Source organism: Streptomyces sp. NPDC086766 (assembly GCF_044746005.1).
Taxonomy (GTDB): domain Bacteria; phylum Actinomycetota; class Actinomycetes; order Streptomycetales; family Streptomycetaceae; genus Streptomyces.
Map to the genome: position 1 here is coordinate 295398 of NZ_JBIVBI010000004.1, position 15549 is coordinate 310946.

Consider the following 15549-nt stretch of genomic DNA (forward strand, 5'->3'; position numbering starts at 1 on the left):
GCGAGGCCGCCCGCCGGGCACGCACCGCCGGCCGCGTCAGACCCGGCGCAGCCGCAGGGTCGCCAGCTCGAACGGCCGCAGCCGTACGGTGATCCGCTCGCCGTCCCGCTCCGGGGCCGGAGTGTCGGACAGCGGCCGTTCCAGCAGGTCCGTGACCGTGACGCCGGCGACCGCGAATCCCGGCGTCAGGGTCGCGCGGGCGCGGCCGCCATGGGCCTCGTGGAAGCGGACCACCACGTCACCGCTGCCGTCGTCGGCCAGCTTCACCGCGGTGACGACGACCGCGTCCTCGTCCACCGTCACCAGCGGGGCGACCTCACCGGCGCCGGTGAGGTGCCGCTCCGGCAGGTTGATCCGCCAGCCCTCCCGCACCGCGTCCCCGATGTCCGCGCCCGGCACCAGGGCGTGCCGGAAGCGGTGGACGCCCTGGTCGGTCTCGGGGTCGGGGAAGCGCGGGGCGCGCAGCAGGGAGACGCGGACCGTGGTCGTCGTACCGCGGTCGCCGCCGGTGCGGACGGTCCGGGTCACGTCGTGGCCGTACGTCGAGTCGTTGACGAGGGCGACGCCCCAGCCGGGCTCGGCCACGTGCACGAAGCGGTGGTTGCAGGCCTCGAACTTGGCCGCCTCCCAGGAGGTGTTGGTGTGCGTGGGCCGGTGGACGTGCCCGAACTGGGTCTCCGAGGCGTACCGTTCGGCGTGCACGTCGAGCGGGAAGGCGAGCTTGAGGAACTTCTCCGTCTCGTGCCAGTCGACCTCCGTGTCCACCACCAGCCGCCGCTCCCCCGCAGGCAGCGTGAGCACCTGGGTGACCCGGGACGCGCCGAAGGCCCGGACCACGCACACCGACGCGCCGTCCTCCCCAGCCGTGACCGACTCGGCGTCCGTGAGGTCGGTGACCGTGTTGCGGTAGAACTCGTCCACGTCCCACGCGTCCCACCTGTTCGGCAGGTCGGCGTGGAGCTGGAGGAGGTTGGCCGCGCGGCCCGGCGCGACGGTCTCGCGGCCGGCCCCGACGTCGTACGCGGACACCACGAGGCCCCGCCCGTCGATCTCGACCCGCAGCAGGCCGTTGTCCAGCACGTGTCCGCCGCCCGCGCGGGGCGTGGGTGCGGTGCCGCGGCCCGCGTCCGCCGGGGTGGCGGCGCCGCCCGCGGGGACCCCGGAGCGCGGGTGCGGCGCCGCGTTGAAGGCGAGCGGGGTCGTGCCCTCGCCGGCCAGGGCACGCTGGGCGGCCTCGACGATCCCGTCCAGCTCCGCCGCGATCCGCTCGTAGGTCGCGCGCGCCTCGCGGTGCACCCAGGCGATGGACGACCCCGGCAGGATGTCGTGGAACTGGTGCAGCAGCACCGTCTTCCAGATGCGGTCCAACTCCTCGTAGGGGTAGGCGAATCCGGTGCGTACGGCGGCCGTCGCCGCCCACAGCTCCGCCTCGCGCAGCAGGTGCTCGCCGCGCCGGTTGCCCTGCTTGGTCTTCGCCTGGCTGGTGAGGGTGGCCCGGTGCAGTTCGAGGTAGAGCTCGCCCACCCAGACGGGCGGCTCGGGGTACTCGGCCTCGGCCCGGTCGAAGAAGGCCCGCGGGGTCTCCCACGCCACCCTCGCCGAGCCTTCGAGGTCGCGCAGCCGAGCCGCCTTGGCGACCATCTCGCGGGTGGTGCCGCCGCCTCCGTCGCCCCAGCCGGTGGGGGCCAGGGAGTGCCGGGCCACGCCCTTGTCCCTGAAGTTGCGGACGGCGTGCGCGATCTCGCTGCCGTGCATGGCGCAGTTGTAGGTGTCGACCGGCGGGAAGTGGGTGAAGACGCGGGAGCCGTCGATGCCCTCCCAGAGGAAGGTGTGGTGCGGGAACCTGTTCGTCCGCGACCAGCTGATCTTCTGGGTGAGCAGCCGCGTCGAGCCCGCCGCCCGGATGATCTGGGGCAGGCCCGCTCCGAAGCCGAAGGTGTCGGGCAGCCAGGCCTCGTCGTTCTCGATGCCGAACTCGTCCAGGAAGAAGCGCTTGCCGTGCACGAACTGCCGGGCCATGGCCTCCGAGCCGGGCATGTTGGTGTCGGACTCCACCCACATGCCGCCGGCCGGCACGAACCGCCCGTCCGCCACCGCCCTCTTCACCCGCGCCCACACCTCGGGCCGGTGCTCCTTCACCCACGCCCACTGCTGCGCCTGGGACATGGCGAAGACGAAGTCGGGCTCGGCCTCCAGCAGCGCGGTCATACTGGCCGTCGTCCGGGCCACCTTGCGCACGGTCTCGCGCAGCGGCCACAGCCACGCCGAGTCGATGTGCGCGTGCCCGACGGCGCTGATGCGGTGCGCCGAGGGGGCGGCGGGCGCGCCGAGCACTCCGGTGAGCAGGGAACGGGCCCGCGCCGCCGTGGAGTTCACGTCCTGGAGGTCGACCGCGTCGAGCGCCTTGTCCACCGCGCGCAGGATCTCCCAGCGCCGCGGCGACTCCACCGGCAGCTCGGCCATCAGCTCGCCGAGCACCTCCAGGTCGAGCACCAGCTCCCACACCGTCTCGTCGAGGACGGCGAGGTCCATGCGGGCGAGCGTGTACTGCGGCTCGCTGCCGGCGGTCTCCTTGTCACCGAGCGGGGTGGGCCGGAAGGGGTGGTGGCCGAAGACGACCGGGTTGGAGGCGGCCTCGACGTGCAGCCGCACCTCCTCGCCGCCCGCCACGGGGGCGCCGACGCGCACCCACTGGTTGCGCGGGTTGAGGCCTTTCACCGGGGTGCCGTCGGGCCGGTAGACCAGGCCCTCGCACTGGAATCCGGGCATGTTCTCGTCGAACCCGAGGTCGAGGAGGGCCTCGACGGTCCTCCCGGCCCACGCCTCGGGCACGGTGCCGGTGACCCGGAACCAGCTCGTTCCCCACGGAGCACCCCACCGGGCGCCCACCTCGATCGGCCGCGGCTCGGCGGCCAGCCCCTCAGCGACCGGCACGGGCTCGCCGGGTGCGTGCCACACCGCCACGTCCAGGGGGACGGACTCGGGGTACACGGCGGGGCGGATGCGCTCGTCGAGGACGCGCCGGAGACGGGCCTCGACCAGGCTGCGGTCGTCATGCATGGGGATGCTCCGTAGGTCGTACGTCGGCGGGCCACTACCAGGGTGGACGACGGTCACGGCGGCGGACGAGGTATACAGCTCCCCCACCGCACGCGGTTCCAACCGCGCCGCCCGTCCGGTGCGCCCCGGCCGGACGGGACGACTTCCAAGACGCCGCGGGCGGCGAGACGGGCCCCTCAGCCACGCCCCAGCGCACGGCCGCGGGGCGGCGGACATGCGGACTCCTTCGAAACGGCGGCACGGCGGACCTCTCGACGTGAGGCCGGAGTGCGGGCACAGTTCTCCCTACGTACTCGCGAGTACGACCATGCCCGTCCCCCGTTATTTCTTTCCGAGGAGCGCCCGTGACCAGCTGGGCCGGCCGGAGTGCCGCCGAGATCGCCGCCGCCGTACGCGAGAAGCGGACCACGCCCCGCGAGGTCGTGGCCGAGCACCTCGCCCGGATCGAGCGGCTCGACGGCCGTGTCGGCGCGTTCCGGACCGTCCGCGCCGAGGCCGCGCTCGCCGAGGCCGACGAGGTGGCCGCCCGGCCGGACCTGGCCGAACTGCCCCTCGCGGGCGTGCCGGTGGCCGTCAAGGACAACCTGGCGGTGCGCGGCGAGTCCACCCGGGTCGGCACCGCGGCGACCCCGGACACCCCCGCCGCCGACGACCACGTGACCGTGGCCCGGCTGCGGGCGGCGGGCGCGGTGGTCGTCGGCCTGACGAACGTGCCCGAACTGTGCGTCTTCGGCACCACGGAGGGCGTGTACGGCACCGCCCGCAATCCGTGGGACACCTCGCGCACGGCGGGCGGCTCGTCGGGCGGCAGCGCGGCCGCGGTCGCCGCCGGGATGGTGCCGATCGCGCTCGGCAACGACGGCATGGGCTCGCTGCGCATCCCGGCGGCCAACTGCGGGCTGGTCACCGTCAAGCCGGGCCACGGGGTGGTGCCGGCGGGCATCAGCGACGGCGACTGGTTCGGCATGTCGGAGAACGGGCCGCTGGCCACGACGGTCGAGGACGTCCGCCTGATGCTGTCGGTGCTCGCGGACACCGAGGTCGCGCGCGAGGAGGAGCCCCCCGCGCGGACCATAGCCGTCTCGGTGCGCAGCCCGCTCGCCGGGACCGCTGTCGGCAAGCCGTACGTCACGGCCACGCGGGAGGCGGCAGAGCTGCTGGCCGGGGCGGGGCACCGGGTCCGGCGCGCCGATCCGCCGTATCCGCTGTCGCTCGGGGTCACCGCCCTGCGGCACTGGACGGCGGGGACGGCCGTGGACGCGGCGGGCCTGGACCCGCGCCTGCTGGCGCGGCGCACCCGGGTCCACGCCGCCGTCGGCCGGCGCTTCGTGAACGGGGTGCGCACGGGCGAGGCGCGCGAGCGACTGCGCCGGCGGATGGAGCCGTTCTTCACCGAGCACGACGTGCTGCTCACTCCGGCGCTGGCCCGCCGGTCCCCCCAGGCCGGGCCCTGGCACGAACGGGGCTGGCTGCGCAATGTGCTGGCCAACACCACCTATTCGCCGATGACGCCCCCGTGGAACCTGACCGGCTGGCCCGCGATGGCGGTGCCGTTCGGCACGCTGCCCTCCGGCGCGCCCTGCGCGGTGCAACTGGTGGGCCGCCCGGGCTCGGAGGCGGCGCTGCTCGACCTGGCGGAGCAACTGGAGCGGCTGCGCCCGTGGCAGCGGACGGCCGGGCTGGACTAGGACCTTTCTTTCGGATCAGGCCGGCTCCGGGGGACGATGCCTTCTGAGGTGCCCCGCGACCCGGGCAAGATCCGGAAGAGAGGCCCTGGCGCGGCCCGCCGTGGTCCGGGAGGTCACAGGGCCCGGTACATGATGTGCAGTCCCACCCGTCCGTGCCGGGGGTGTTCGTACGCCTCCGGCACGGTGCCGAGGATCCGGAAGCCGAGGGAGGTCCACAGCGCGACGGCCGGGTTGGTCTCGACGACGGCGTTGAAGACCATCCCGCGGTAGCCGTCGGCCCGGGCGGCCTCCAGGACGTGCTCGGCGAGGGCGCGGCCGATGCCCCGGCCGGCGTGGTGGGGGTCGACCATGAAGCCCGCGTTGGCGATGCGGGCGGCGGGGCCCCCGTAGTTGGGGGTGACATAGGCGGAGCCGACGACGGCGCCGGTCTCGTCCTCGGCGACGTAGACGCTCTTGGCGGGGTTCATCCACAGCGCCCGGGCGTCCTCCTCGGAGGTGTCCGGGTCCCAGGCGTAGGTCTCGGCGGCGGCGACGATCCGGTGCCAGAAGGGCCAGATCCGCGGCCAGTCCTCGGCCACGGCTTGTCTGATCAGCATGGGCGTGAGTCTGGCACGCCCATGCGGCCGGCGATCGCGACGGGTCCCGCGGGTCAGTCCACGCTGGGCAGGATGTGCGGCTCGGCGAGGTCGTCCTCGTACCCCGCGAGGCGGATCGGGGCGGACCTGGCCCACACGTCCAGGCTGCCGAGGTCTCCGGGCCGCCGGCCCGCGCGCTCCGTGCGTTCCGTGGGGCCCTGCTCGCGATTCGTCTTCTCCGGTGTCACCGCGCACTCCTTATGTGTCGGTCACCCTCGGGGCGTCGTGGCCAGTGTGCGGTCCGGCACCTGACGCCCGCTCGGATTTCGGTCGTAGGCTGGTCGGACGCGGTGGCGCCGGCAGTGAAGGTCCGAGCCGGCCGTGGTGCAACGGCTTGCCCCGGGACGGACCGTGGGTGTGGATGGGACCCCTTGGTGCTGTCCGTCCACCTCAGGTTAACCAAATGAGCGGCCCCCTGCTCGATGGGGCTGCAAACAACGCGTAACTATCTGAAGTCCGCTGTGTTCATTGGGCCATGTACGAGCCGGTTTGTCACATCATGTGCGATCCGTAATTCACCCGTCCGGGCTAAGCGAGCGACGGGTGCGGGAACGCGGGCGGACGGGCCGCGAAGAGCGCGCGGTTGAGGCGGGGCGCGGGCGCCTACGGGCGAACCGGCCCCGCACCCTCACCACTTGCCCGGCGCGTAGTCCTTCAGGAAGACGCCGTACAGGTCCTCGCCCGCCTCGCCGCGCACGATCGGGTCGTAGACGCGGGCGGCGCCGTCCACCAGGTCGAGGGGGGCGTGGAAACCGGCCTCGGCCAGGCGCAGTTTGTCGTAGTGCGGACGCTCGTCGGTGATCCAGCCGGTGTCGACGGAGGTCATGAGGATGCCGTCGGTCTCGAACATCTCCTGGGCGCTGGTCCGCGTCACCATGTTCATGGCCGCCTTCGCGGCGTTGGTGTTCGGGTGGCCGGCGCCCTTGTAGCCGCGGCCGAAGACGCCCTCCATCGCCGAGACGTTGACGACGTACGAGCGTCCGCGGTCCGCCTTCCGGGCGGCGTCGGCCATGGCCGGGCGGAGCATGCTGATGAGGATGAACGGCGCCGTGTAGTTGCACAGCTGCGTCTCGAGCAGCTCCACCGGGGAGATCTGCTCGATGGTCTGCACCCAGGTGTTGCTCTCCACGACGTCGGGGACGAGGCCTCCCGCGTCGATGGCGGTGCCGTCCAGGTGCCTGGCGACGCTGGCGTTGCCCGCGACGAGCGCGAGGTCGGCGACCTTCTGCGCGTCCAGGCCGCTGGTGCCCACGGGCAGCGCGGCGATGCCGTCGACCGCGCCGGAGTTGAAGGCGCCGATGACGTGGTGGGCGGGGAGTTCACCGGCGGGCAGCGGGGCGCTCTCGCCGTCGACCAGCGCCGCGTACGCGGAGGGCAGCCGGCGCACGGTCTGCGTCGCGTTGTTGATCAGGATGTCGAGCGGGCCCGCCTCGGCGACACGCTCGGCCAGGGCCACGGCCTGTGCCGGGTCGCGCAGGTCGATGCCGACGACCGCGAGCCGGTGCATCCAGTCCGCCGAGTCGTCCATCGCCTTGAAACGGCGGATGGCGTCCTTGGGGAAGCGCGTGGTGACGGTCGTGTGCGCACCGTCGCGCAGCAGCCGCAGTGCGATGTACATGCCGATCTTGGCGCGGCCGCCGGTGAGCAGGGCGCGCTTGCCGGCCAGGTCGGCGCGGGCGTCGCGCTTGGACCGGTTCGTCCGGGCGCAGTCCGGACAGAGCTGGTGGTAGAAGTAGTCGACCTCGACGTAGCGGGACTTGCAGGTGTAGCAGGAGCGGGGGCGCTGGAGTATCCCCGCGACCCGCCCCGCCTCCGTCGCCGACGACGGCAGGATGCCCTCGGTCTCGTCGTCGATGCGCTGCGCGGAGCCCGTCGCGGTGGCCTCGGTGACCGCCTTGTCGTGGGCGGTCTTGGCGGCCCGGCGCTCCTGGCGGCGGCGCTGCTTGACCGTGCGGTAGACGCCGGCCGTCGCCCGGCGCACCGCGATGGCGTCGGGGTGGTCGACCTCCAGCCGGTCGAGTTCCTCCAGCACACTGAGGCAGACGGCGAGGCGCTCGGGGTCGATGCCGGGTCCGTAGACCATCTCCTCGGTGGCCTTCGGGCCGTCCTCTGTCACCGTCATCGCGTTGCCGTTCCCTGGGTCACCCGCGCGGCGCTCCGACTCGCGCCCGCTTTCGAACGCGGAATTTTACTTCAGCGCCGGGCCGCACCACCAAACGCGTGATGATCACCGTCCGCAGACCGCGATCAGGGCCTCCACCTCCTCGGACACGGCGGCGGCGAGCCGGCCCAGGTCCGGCACGGCCTTGGCGTCGGCGACGAGCCCGTAGTGGACGCTGCCGCGGTAGGTGGAGATCGCGATCGCCAGGGACTGCCCGCGGGCCAGCGGCGCGAACGGGAAGACGGCGGTGAGCGGGTGGCCGCCGAGCTTCAGGCCGAGGCTCGGCAGCGGCACGCTGGTGACCAGGATGTCGAACCAGAGCCGGGCCGCCTGGCCGACCAGCGGACCGCCGAGCCGGTGGCCGAGCGCGGGCACGTGGTCGGCGAGCAGCGCGACCGCGCCCGCGCCCCGGTTGGGGCCGGCGTCCTTGTTGCGGTCCATGGCGCTGCGGACGGCGCCGAGCCGGCGCAGCGGGTCCGGGTCGCCGACGGGAAGCTCTATCAAGTAACCGGAGAGCCGGTTGCCCTGCGGGTGCGCGGTGCGGGGCCGGCGCCGGGAGACCGGGATCAGCGCGCGGGGGGCGACGCCCTCGCTGCCGTCGCCGCGCTCGTCCAGCCAGCGGCGCAGGGCGCCCGCGACGACGGCGATGAGGACGTCGTTGACGGTGCCGCCGACGGCCTTGCGGACCAGGTGCACGTCGTCGATGTCGACGACCACCCCGGCGGTGCGCCGGGTGCCGGTGGGCTCGGCGGTGAGGGCGGGTGTGGAGCGGGTGGCGAGGGTGGAGCGGGCGACCGAGGCGCCGATGTCGAGGGCCCGGCCCACGTCGGACAGCGCGCCGCGCAGCAGTCCGGGCAGCAGTCCGGGCAGCTTGCGCACGTCGGGCAGCAGGCCGCGCGGGGGCTCGGCGGGGCGGGGCCGGGGCGCGGGCATGTCCATCGGGTCCAGGATCGCCGCGGCGAGGGTGAGGGCGCGCAGCCCGTCCGCCAGCGCGTGGTGGAACTTGAACAGCACGGCGAAGGAGACGCCGTCCTCCCCCGGCAGCACATGGGCCTCCCACGGCGGCCGGTTGCGCTGGAGCGGCCGCTGCATGAGCCGGCCGGCCACCGCCTGGAAGTCCGCGGTCGGGGCGTGCAGCCGGACGTGGTGCAGCGGGTCGAAGCCCGGGTCGGGCTCGCGGGCGGCGCCGCCGAAGGCCAGGGGCCGCCCGAGGCCGGCCGCCAGTGGCCGTCCCGGGCCGAGCGGGCGCCACACGTCCCGGATGCGCATGCGCAGTCCGGGCACGGCGGCCGCGCGGGCGGCGAGCAGGTCGGCGGCGTGCGCCCCGGCGGTCGGCGAGTGGGCCGAGAACACCCCGAGCGCGCCGAGGTGCATGGGATGGTCGGCGGACTCGATGTTCCAGAACGCCAGGTCGAGGGGCGCGAGCAGGTCAGATGTCAAGGCTTTCCTCGCATCGGCGGTGGGTGAGTCTGCAGTCAACCGCCCTCAACCGATTACGGTCAAGTACGATCAAGCTACGCTCAGTTAACAGCAGATTACGTCCCCTCCGGGGAGAAAGAAGGGGGACGAACGGGGTGGAAGAGGCGTACGAGGCGTCACCCGCCCCGGTGACGGGTCACCTGGCCGGTGCGCCGCGCGGGTGGTGACGGCGGTCCGGCCCGAGGTCGACGCGCTCGCGGACGGGGGTGGACAGGCCTCACGGCGGGCAGCGCGGACGCTGCCACCGCGCCGGCCACGCACAGGCGCGGGCGCCGGGTCCATCTCATGCAGGAGACCTCCGCGGGGAGACATCGATTCCTGCATGATCACGGCTGACGGCCGGTCAGCCGGGCATCCCGCGGGTTTCGCGTGCGACGCGTCGCGGATCGGCGCCCCGACGCGGCGCGGACGGGCCCCCGCGGCGAACGCACGCCGATCTGACGCACGGCGATCGAACGCGTGACTGGGGGCGCACGGCAGTGGGCGCGGGGCGGTGCGGACGGTGCGGGTGGGCCGGGACGCGGGGCTACGGCACCCGCTGCCCCTTCCCCAGCGCGATCACACCGCCCTTGGAGACGGTGTAGAGCTCCGCGTCGCGCTCCGGGTTGACGCCGATGGTCGCGCCCGGCGGCACCTCGACGTTCTTGTCCAGGACGGCGCCGCGCACGATGGCGCCGCGGCCGATGTGGACGTTGTCGTGCAGCACCGAGCCCTGGACGACCGCCCCCGGGTCCACCACGACGCCCGGGGAGAGCACGGACCGGGTGACCTGCCCGCGGATCAGGCAGCCGGCGCTGATGATCGACTCGCTGGCGATGCCCCCGGCGTTGAAGCGGGCCGGTGAGAGCTGGTACGAGTGCGTGTAGACGGGCCAGCTCCGGTTGTAGAGGTTGAAGGCCGGGCGCTCCGCGATCAGGTCCATGTGCGCGTCGTAGTACGCGTCGAGCGTGCCCACGTCGCGCCAGTAGCCCTGGTCGCGGCTGGTCTCCCCCGGCACGTGGTTGGCGCTGAAGTCGTACAGCTGCGCCTCGCCCCGCTCGGTGAGCTGGGGCAGTATCGAACCGCCCATGTCGTGCACCGAGTTCGCGTCCTCGGCGTCCCGGTACAGCGCCTCGATCAGCGCCTTGGTGGTGAAGATGTAGTTGCCCATGGAGGCGAAGACGCACTCGGGATCGTCGGCCAGGCCCGGCGGATCGGCGGGCTTCTCCAGGAAGCGCTCCACGGTCTGGCCGTCGGAGCCCGGGGTGATCACCCCGAACGAGGAGGACTCCGCGCGCGGCACCCGGATCCCGGCCACGGTGACGCCCGCGCCGCCCTCGATGTGCTGGCGGAGCATCTGCCGCGGGTCCATGCGGTAGACGTGGTCGGCGCCGAAGACCGCCACGTAGTCGGGTTGCTCGTCGTGGACCAGGTTGAGCGACTGGAGGATCGCGTCGGCGCTGCCCAGGTACCAGCGGGGGCCGAGCCGCTGCTGTGCCGGCACCGGGGTGACGTAGTTGCCGAGCAGGCTGGACATCCGCCAGGTGGTGGTGATGTGCCGGTCCAGGGAGTGCGACTTGTACTGCGTCAGCACGCAGATGCGCAGGATGTCGCCGTTGACGAGGTTGGAGAGCACGAAGTCCACGAGCCGGTAGGTGCCGCCGAAGGTCACCGCCGGTTTGGCGCGGTCGGCGGTCAGGGGCATCAGGCGCTTGCCCTCCCCGCCCGCCAGGACGATTCCGAGGACCGAAGGTCCACCACGACGCATGGCCGCTCCCCTCACCCGGTTGCACCACTCCTGCCCCTGAGCAGGGAGCACTAAGCCTGTTTGAGGATCTCTAAGCCTGTTTGAGGATCTCCTCGTACAGCCGCGCCGTGCGCCGGGCGACCGCGTCCCAGCCGAACTCCTCCACCGCGCGTTCCCGGCCGGCCTCGCCCATCCGCCGCGCACTCTCCGGGTCGCCCAGCACCCGGTCCAGGGCGCGGGCCAGGCCCGCCTCGAACTCCTGCTCGCCGTCCACGGCGACGAGTACCCCGGTGCGCCCGTCCTCGACCACCTCCGGAATGCCGCCGACCCGCGAGGCCACCACGGGGGTGCCGCAGGCCATCGCCTCCAGGTTCACGATGCCGAGCGGCTCGTAGACCGAGGGGCAGACGAAGACGGCCGCGTGGGTGAGGAGCTGGATCACGTCCGGGCGGGGCAGCATCTGCGGGATCCAGAAGACGCCCTCGCGGGTCCGGCTCAGCTCCTGGTAGAGCTCCCTGAACTCGCGTTCGATCTCCGGGGTGTCGGGCGCGCCCGCGCACAGCACGACCTGGGCCGCCGGGTCGATGTCCCGGACCGCGCGCAGCAGGTGCGGCACGCCCTTCTGCCGGGTGATGCGGCCGACGAACAGCACATACGGGCGGTCCGGGTCGAGGCCGACGCGGGACAGCGCCTCGGTGCCGGGGTCGGGGCGGTACAGCGTGGTGTCGATGCCGTTGTGGACGACGTGCACCCGGGCCGGGTCCAGCGCCGGGTAGCAGCCGAGGACGTCCTCGCGCATCGCGCCGGACACCGCGATCACCGCGTCGGCGGACTCGATCGCGGTGCGCTCGGCCCAGCTGGACAGGGCGTACCCGCCGCCGAGCTGTTCGGCCTTCCAGGGGCGCAGCGGCTCCAGCGAGTGGGCGGTCAGCACGTGCGGGACGCCGTACAGGAGCTTGGCGAAGTGGCCGGCGAGGTTGGCGTACCAGGTGTGGGAGTGGACCAGTTCGCGGCCTTCCACGGCGGCGGCCATGGCGAGGTCGACGGAGAAGGTGCGCAGGGCGTCGTTGGCGCCGTCCAGGGTGCGCCAGGAGCGGTGCCGCACCACGCCGTCCGCGCGGCCCTCGCCCCAGCAGTGCACCTCCAGGTCGACGAGCCGCCGCAGCTCCCGCGCCAGGAACTCGACATGGACGCCCGCACCGCCGTACACATCCGGCGGGTACTCCCGGGTCAGCAGTCCCACTCGCACCCGCAACTCCCTGATCTCAGCGGCCGGTCGCCTTCATGGTCACCCAGATGCGGCGCGCGGGGAAGAGCGCGGGGCTCGTGGGAAACAACAGTCACCGCACACACCGCCGCCCGGCACACGGTAGTAGAGGCAGCAGCTGCGCCGCCGGAAGACGGCGGGGGCGGCGGTGCGGGGGCCTTCGCCGGGGCGGGGACCCGTGCCGGTGCCCGCGTCGGCGTCGGTGAGGGGGGCGAGCGTGCCGGTGCCGGCGAGCAGGGGGTGCGCGAGGAGGCGCACGGTCAGGTCCCAGGATCGTCGGGCCGTTTCCGGACGGCCGTGGGCGCGCGCCCACCGGTCCAGCTGGCGGGCCGTGCCGGCCAGCGCGGACGCCGCGTTGCCCCACAGCAGTCCCGGAGCGATCCGGTGGCGGGCGCGCAGGGCCGCCGCGAGGGGCGCCAGATGGCCGTGCAGGACGGCGTCGGCGAGGGTCGCGGCGTCCGCCGGCCGCGGGCGCACCTCGGTGAGCCACAGGTCGTCGGGGGCGCTCGCCCGCGGGTCCCAGCGCAGCAGGCGCGGGCCGAGGTCGGGGATCCGCCCGTACACGGCGGCGGAGCCGAGCGCCACCGACCACAGCCGGGCGGCGAGCCCCTGCTGCGCCACGGAGGCCGCGACGCGCGCCTCGGGGGCGCGGATGCCGTCGGCCACCCTGCGCACCCGCAGCGCCAGCGGATCGTCCCCGGCGCCCTCCGCCGCCGGGCGTTCGTAGGCGTGCGCCAGCGTGGGCAGGTCCGCGCGGGGCGCGCCGCCGCCCGTGCGCAGGAGGAAGAATCCGCCGAGCGGGCGCAGCGCGGCGAGTTCGGGGTCGAGGTCCACGAAGAGCAGTAGTAGCAGCAGTGCTTCCCGGCGCCCCCTAGGGGTGTCGTCGGGGCTGCTCCGCCGTCCGTCGCCCACCTGGGGGAGGAGGGGGCCCCGGGCGTACTCCATCGGCAGTAGGACCCATTGCGTGCTCAGGGACGACGACGGGAAGAGACCGGCGCGGCAGGGTGTTCCCCATGAACGCAGACCGTTCGTCGCACCGGGGTCACCGCCCCCGCCTCACGCGGAGGAGCAGCTCATGAGCGCCCTCGCGTTGTCCGTGCTGCTGTCGCTCGTCTCCGCCTTCGCCTACGCGGGCGGAGCGATCGTGCAGGAGCGGGTCGCGGTGTCCTCCTCCCCCGGCGAGCACTACGCGCCGCTGCGCCGGCGGGCCTGGTGGGCGGCGGTGGCGCTGAACGGTCTCGGCGGACTGCTGCACGTGGTGGCCCTGGCCTACGGCCCGCTCAGCCTCGTCCAGCCGCTCGGCGCCCTGACCATCGTGGTCGCGCTGCCGATGGCGGCGCTCTTCGTCGGACGCCGCGCCGGTGCCGCCGCCTGGCGAGGCGCGATCATGGCGACCGTGGGCCTCGCGGGCCTGCTGTCCCTGGTGGGCTCCTCGCGGGCGCAGTCGCTGGACACCGGGCAGCGCGCGGCCGTGGCCGTGGTCACCGGTGGCGCGGTGGTGGCCCTGATGGCCGCGGGCCGCGCGGCCCACCGGCATCCGGCGGTGCGCAGCGTGCTGCTCGCCACCGGCTCCGGCCTCGCCTTCGGCATCTCCTCGGTGTTCACCAAGACGGTCGCGGTCGACTGGACCGACGGGGTCTCGGCGGCGGACCTGCCGTCCCTCGCCGTCATAGGCGTGCTGGCGACCGCCGGCATGCTGCTGTCGCAGGCGGCCTACCGGGGCGGCGGCCTCGCGGCGCCGCTGGCGACGCTGACGGTGGCGAACCCGGTGGTGGCGGCGGCGGTCGGCATCACCATGTTCGGCGAGACCTTCCGCTACGGGCCGACGGGCACGGCGCTCGCGCTCGGCTGCGGTGTGGTGGCCGCGGGCGGCCTGATCCTGCTGACGACCGAGCGCCTGGAGCACACGGCGCCTGCCGCGGGCCGGGTCCCGGCTCCCGGGCCGTACGAGTTCCAGGTCGCCGCACCCGGGCCCGCCGAGCCCGCGTCTGCGCCCCCTCCCGCGCTCACGCCCACGGCCGCACTCACGCCCGCGAAGACGTCGGCGGCAGTCGCGGTCGAGGTCTCCGGCCGTCGGCCGGAAGCAGCGGCGGCGGACCTCCTCGTCGAGGCTCCACCGGCGCCGCCGGACCCGGCCGTACCGGCACAGGCGGGGTCGCTGATCCTGCTCGGCCCGTGCTACGGGGGTGTGTACATCCCGCTACCGGACCCCGACCGGCATCGCGCGGGTCAGATCCTGACGCCGCGGGCCCGGAGATAGGCCACCGGGTCGATGTCCGAACCGAAGCCCGGCCCCGTCCGCATCTCGAAGTGCAGATGCGGGCCCGTGACGTTGCCGGTGGCGCCCGAGCGGCCTATGCGCTGTCCGGCGCCGACGCCCTGCCCGGCCCGCACGGAGATCGCCGACAGGTGCCCGTACTGGCTGTAGCGCCCGTCGCCGTGCCGGATCACCACCTGGTAGCCGTACGACCCGCCCCAGCCGGCGCTCACCACCTGCCCCGCCTCCACCGCCTGCACCGACGTGCCGGTGGGCACCACGAAGTCGACCCCGGTGTGGTAGCCCTTCGACCAGTGGCTGCCGGCCGCGTGGTACGGCGTGCCGACGGCACCGGTCACCGGGGCGACGACGGTGTGCGAGGCGGAACGGGAGGTGGAGTGCGAGGTCGAGTGCGAGCCGGACTGGGAGGATCTGCCCGACTCGTGCGTCTCGGGCTTCTGGTGCGTCTTGGGCGTCGTGTGGGCGTGGTGGGTCTTGGGCGTCCTGTGCGTCGAGGGGCCGGCGTCGGGGTGGCGGGGCGCGGACGCCGGGCGGAGCGTGAGCCGCTGGCCCGGCAGGATCAGGTCGGGGTCGTCGCCGACGACCGTACGGTTGGCCGCGTACAACTGCCGCCAGCCGCCCGCGACCTGACGCTCGTCCGCGATGCCGGAGAGGGAGTCGCCGCGGACCACGGTGTACATCTCGGCGGTGCCGGCCCGGGCCTGGGGCGTGGTGTGCGGCCGCACGTCGGGCACGGAGACCTTGGCGGCCCTGGCGGCCCCGGCGGACTCGGCGGCTCTGGCGGCTCTCGTGGTGCGGGTCGCCCTGCCGTCCGGGTGGACGTCGGGGGTACCGCCCCGGGTCAGGCCGGCCCGTACGGAACACACCGGCCAGGCACCGGGCCCCTGCCCGTCGAGCACCCGCTCCGCCACGGCGATCTGCTGGTCCCGGCTCGCCAGGTCCGCGCGCGGCGCGTAGCGGGTACCCCCGTACGCATCCCACGTGGACCGGGTGAACTGGAGCCCGCCGTAGTAGCCGTTGCCGGTGTTGATGCTCCAGTCGCCGCTCGACTCGCAGGCGGCGACCTTGTTCCACACGGACCCCTCGGCCGCGTGGGCCGCCCCGGCGCCGATCAGCGGGATCGCCATGCCGACGCCGCCCGCCGTGACGGTGAGTGAGGCGCGGTTGATCCTGTTCGGCTGGTACCGGCGATGCCGGCCGCGTGCGGCCATGTCTCAAGCCCCCTCGACATGCGTCAGGAGGGGCAAAAGTAAAC

General features: G+C 74.0%; 11 protein-coding genes. 2 read left to right on the forward strand and 9 right to left on the reverse strand.

Features of this window, described 5'->3' with window-relative positions:
* Positions 1-36: 36 nt before the first annotated feature.
* The gene (locus ACIPM1_RS09840) at positions 37-3060 is read right to left on the reverse strand and encodes an alpha-mannosidase (RefSeq protein ID WP_402431399.1); all 3024 of its coding nucleotides are present in this window, start codon (positions 3058-3060) and stop codon (positions 37-39) included.
* A gap of 344 nt (positions 3061-3404) precedes the next feature.
* On the opposite strand from ACIPM1_RS09840, the gene ACIPM1_RS09845 reads away from it, so the two are divergent.
* Positions 3405-4748, forward strand: a complete 1344-nt coding sequence (locus ACIPM1_RS09845; protein ID WP_402431401.1) for an amidase — start codon at positions 3405-3407, stop codon at positions 4746-4748.
* Positions 4749-4861: 113 nt separating this feature from the next.
* Here ACIPM1_RS09845 and ACIPM1_RS09850 read toward each other — a convergent pair whose 3' ends face one another.
* The 7 genes from ACIPM1_RS09850 to ACIPM1_RS09880 form a co-directional block, all read right to left on the reverse strand.
* Positions 4862-5344 carry a GNAT family N-acetyltransferase gene (locus tag ACIPM1_RS09850; RefSeq protein ID WP_402431404.1) on the reverse strand — a complete coding sequence of 161 codons (483 nt, stop codon included), beginning with the start codon at positions 5342-5344 and terminating at the stop codon, positions 4862-4864.
* A 53-nt stretch (positions 5345-5397) separates the two neighbouring features.
* Positions 5398-5571: a hypothetical protein gene (locus ACIPM1_RS09855; protein WP_356182763.1), complete on the reverse strand. Its 174-nt coding sequence runs from the start codon at positions 5569-5571 to the stop codon at positions 5398-5400.
* Between the two features lie 440 nt (positions 5572-6011).
* The gene (locus ACIPM1_RS09860) at positions 6012-7505 is read right to left on the reverse strand and encodes an SDR family NAD(P)-dependent oxidoreductase (RefSeq protein WP_402431407.1); all 1494 of its coding nucleotides are present in this window, start codon (positions 7503-7505) and stop codon (positions 6012-6014) included.
* Positions 7506-7610: 105 nt separating this feature from the next.
* A complete protein-coding gene (locus ACIPM1_RS09865) occupies positions 7611-8984 on the reverse strand; it encodes a wax ester/triacylglycerol synthase family O-acyltransferase (RefSeq protein WP_356182769.1) in 1374 nt (457 codons plus the stop codon).
* Between the two features lie 565 nt (positions 8985-9549).
* On the reverse strand, positions 9550-10770 hold the full coding sequence (glgC, locus tag ACIPM1_RS09870; protein ID WP_356182771.1) for a glucose-1-phosphate adenylyltransferase: 1221 nt from the start codon (positions 10768-10770) through the stop codon (positions 9550-9552).
* Between the two features lie 70 nt (positions 10771-10840).
* Positions 10841-11998, reverse strand: a complete 1158-nt coding sequence (gene glgA / locus ACIPM1_RS09875) for a glycogen synthase (RefSeq protein WP_402431411.1) — start codon at positions 11996-11998, stop codon at positions 10841-10843.
* A 39-nt stretch (positions 11999-12037) separates the two neighbouring features.
* Entirely contained in the window at positions 12038-12850 is an 813-nt protein-coding gene (locus tag ACIPM1_RS09880; RefSeq protein ID WP_402431415.1) for a (2Fe-2S)-binding protein, read from the reverse strand.
* A 241-nt stretch (positions 12851-13091) separates the two neighbouring features.
* Between ACIPM1_RS09880 and ACIPM1_RS09885 the strand changes: the two genes are divergently transcribed.
* A complete protein-coding gene (locus tag ACIPM1_RS09885; protein ID WP_402431418.1) occupies positions 13092-14276 on the forward strand; it encodes a DMT family transporter in 1185 nt (394 codons plus the stop codon).
* Here the strand turns inward: ACIPM1_RS09885 and ACIPM1_RS09890 are convergent.
* Complete coding sequence (locus ACIPM1_RS09890; RefSeq protein WP_402431421.1) at positions 14246-15505, reverse strand: transglycosylase family protein; 1260 nt, start codon at positions 15503-15505, stop codon at positions 14246-14248. The genes ACIPM1_RS09885 and ACIPM1_RS09890 overlap by 31 nt on opposite strands.
* Between the last annotated feature and the right edge of the window lie 44 nt (positions 15506-15549).

What these genes read in the sequence shown, in the direction of transcription:
- ACIPM1_RS09840 (WP_402431399.1), bottom strand. Translation starts at nt 3,060, where the DNA reads ATGCATGACGACCGCAGCCTGGTCGAGGCCCGTCTCCGGCGCGTCCTC.
- ACIPM1_RS09850 (WP_402431404.1), bottom strand. Translation starts at nt 5,344, where the DNA reads ATGCTGATCAGACAAGCCGTGGCCGAGGACTGGCCGCGGATCTGGCCC.
- ACIPM1_RS09860 (WP_402431407.1), bottom strand. Translation starts at nt 7,505, where the DNA reads ATGACGGTGACAGAGGACGGCCCGAAGGCCACCGAGGAGATGGTCTAC.
- glgC (WP_356182771.1), bottom strand. Translation starts at nt 10,770, where the DNA reads ATGCGTCGTGGTGGACCTTCGGTCCTCGGAATCGTCCTGGCGGGCGGG.
- ACIPM1_RS09885 (WP_402431418.1), top strand. Translation starts at nt 13,092, where the DNA reads ATGAGCGCCCTCGCGTTGTCCGTGCTGCTGTCGCTCGTCTCCGCCTTC.
- ACIPM1_RS09890 (WP_402431421.1), bottom strand. Translation starts at nt 15,505, where the DNA reads ATGGCCGCACGCGGCCGGCATCGCCGGTACCAGCCGAACAGGATCAAC.